Below are 2199 nucleotides of genomic sequence, written 5' to 3' on the forward strand. Positions count from 1 at the left end.
ADDAAGCTATTCATTTAGGTTTAATTCAAACTGCTAATACTTTGGGTCTTGGTAATACTGAATGAGCACAAGTATTAGAAACAAATAAACCTATTAGTGAAGATGAGTTTAATCATATTGTTAAAGTACAAAGAGCCAAAAAATCAATTTCTAAAAAAGATATTAAGTTATCTAATAAAACAATTAAAGTCTAAAAAAGACTTTTTTTGTTTATAATGGTGATGCGTAGAGGTGAAATTATGGCAGATATAACAAAATTAGAAAGTTTTAAATTAATAACATTAGAAGAGTTTAAAAATTGAGAGGGTTTTGATAAATTAGTAGCACAATATGGTAAAAAACTTTATGATGATAATATTTCAAATTATTTAATTGAGGGTATTGTAAGAGCAAGCTTACAACTAGATAGTATTTGTGGTTATCGTTTAGAAACGGAATTTCCATTACTTGATCCAAATAGTGAGATTGATAAAAAAAGGATTAATTATGTCAAAATTGCTTGTTGTTTACAAACTCAATATTTAATAAGAACTGGAATTGAATATTCTAGTGGTGGTGAAAATAGTAGTGATGGTGTCGCAAGTTATACATATCCTAGTAATATGAAAATTGAATTCTCCCCTGATGTTATAAGTTTATTAGAAAAAGCAAAGTTTTATAAATCACAAACTATAACTAAAATAAACCCTGATAATTATGGTTTTAAAAATGAATATCATACATGATTTGGTCGTCCTGATACTAATCATAAAGATAGACCAATTATGTTAAGTGAAGCAGATGCTAAATATGTATGAAAAAATAGTATTTTTAGATCTAATACTTTATCTATTATTCCTTGAGCAGATACAGAAAAAAGTGGAACATGGCAAATTGAAATATCACAAGAATTATTAGCAAAATATATTGATAATTATATTAAAAATATTTCAATTAAAGTTGATAATAAATCAGTGGTATATAATTCTAATAATGAGTTATCTGTTCCTTTTGACAATGAAACTATTTATGAAGAAAATGGATTATGAAAAGCAAAACAAAGTGGTAATATTCCACCAGATGTTATTAAAGATAGTAATTTAAATAAAGATTATATTGATAAGCAAGATGGTAAATATATTGTAAAAACATCACAAGATATTAATCTTAAACAAGATAAATTAGTAAATGGAACAAATATTAAAACTATTAATGGTAATTCATTATTAGGGAGTGGTGATATATTTATTAATGCTGGTAATGGTTGAAAAGAAGTTAATACTAGTGATTTTATTAAAAATTCAAAAGAATATAATGTTAAAGCATTTGATGATAAATATTATTATCGTATAAATTGTTCTGTTAAAACACAATTTAGAGTATATAGTTTTACAATTTTTGTAAATCCTAAATTTATAAATGAAAATCCACCAACAACTCATTATATTGGAACATCAATAGAAGGTTATTCATCAATATTTGAATGAGATAAAAATACTAATTATGGAACAATAACTATTGAAAAAGCAGAATCAGCGCAATATTTAAATGGAATTTATATTGAAAGAAAAAGAATAAATAATTAATGTTATTTTTTATGCTTAACAAATTATTTTCAACATTTTAATAGTATAATTCCCTTATAAAAAGGAGAAAAAATATATTATGTATGAAAAAAATAACAAAATTATTGTAAAAATAACAAATATTATTCCGTATGGTGCTTTTTGTCGAGCAGAAAGAGCTGATGGTTTAATACATATTAGTGAAGTTTCAGATTATTATGTAAGAGATATTAGAGATTTTTTTAATGTTGGTGATGAAATTGAAGTTGAAATAATAGATTTTGATACAGTTAGAAAACATCTTAAATTAAGTTATAAAAAGTGTCGCCCTGAATTATTGAAAAATGATAATGATAAAGTCAACCAAAATTTACCTAATTTAGAAAAGTCATTAAACACCAATTATTTACTAAAAAAAGAAAAATACAGGACTATTTTTTTCATTTTATTTATTTTTCTTTGTTGTGACTTATATAAAAATTAATAAGATGTTCTATTCGTTGTGAGTTGGTATATAATTCAGGTAATTCATTTCAAACTTTTTCTTATTTTTCATTTAAGTAAACATTAATATTACGAATTAATTTTCTTTTCATAAATAATCTCCTTTAAATTAATAATGTAGTTTGAATATTACTTAATCTTTGTTTTRATA

3 protein-coding genes are annotated in these 2199 nt (G+C 23.1%); all 3 read left to right on the plus strand.

Annotated features, from left to right (window positions below):
- The coding region (locus EHV01_RS04905) for a hypothetical protein (RefSeq protein WP_422066475.1) at positions 1-194 on the plus strand (194 nt) is incomplete at its 5' end.
- 45 nt (positions 195-239) lie between these two features.
- The gene (locus tag EHV01_RS04910) at positions 240-1565 is read left to right on the plus strand and encodes a hypothetical protein (protein WP_422066476.1); all 1326 of its coding nucleotides are present in this window, start codon (positions 240-242) and stop codon (positions 1563-1565) included.
- 79 nt (positions 1566-1644) lie between these two features.
- A complete protein-coding gene (locus tag EHV01_RS04915; protein WP_422066477.1) occupies positions 1645-2028 on the plus strand; it encodes a S1 RNA-binding domain-containing protein in 384 nt (127 codons plus the stop codon).
- The last annotated feature ends 171 nt before the right edge of the window (positions 2029-2199 follow it).

The sequence above is a fragment of the Spiroplasma sp. hy2 genome, assembly GCF_044714365.1.
In the GTDB taxonomy this organism is placed as follows: Bacteria; Bacillota_I; Bacilli_A; order Mycoplasmatales; family Mycoplasmataceae; genus Spiroplasma; species Spiroplasma phoeniceum.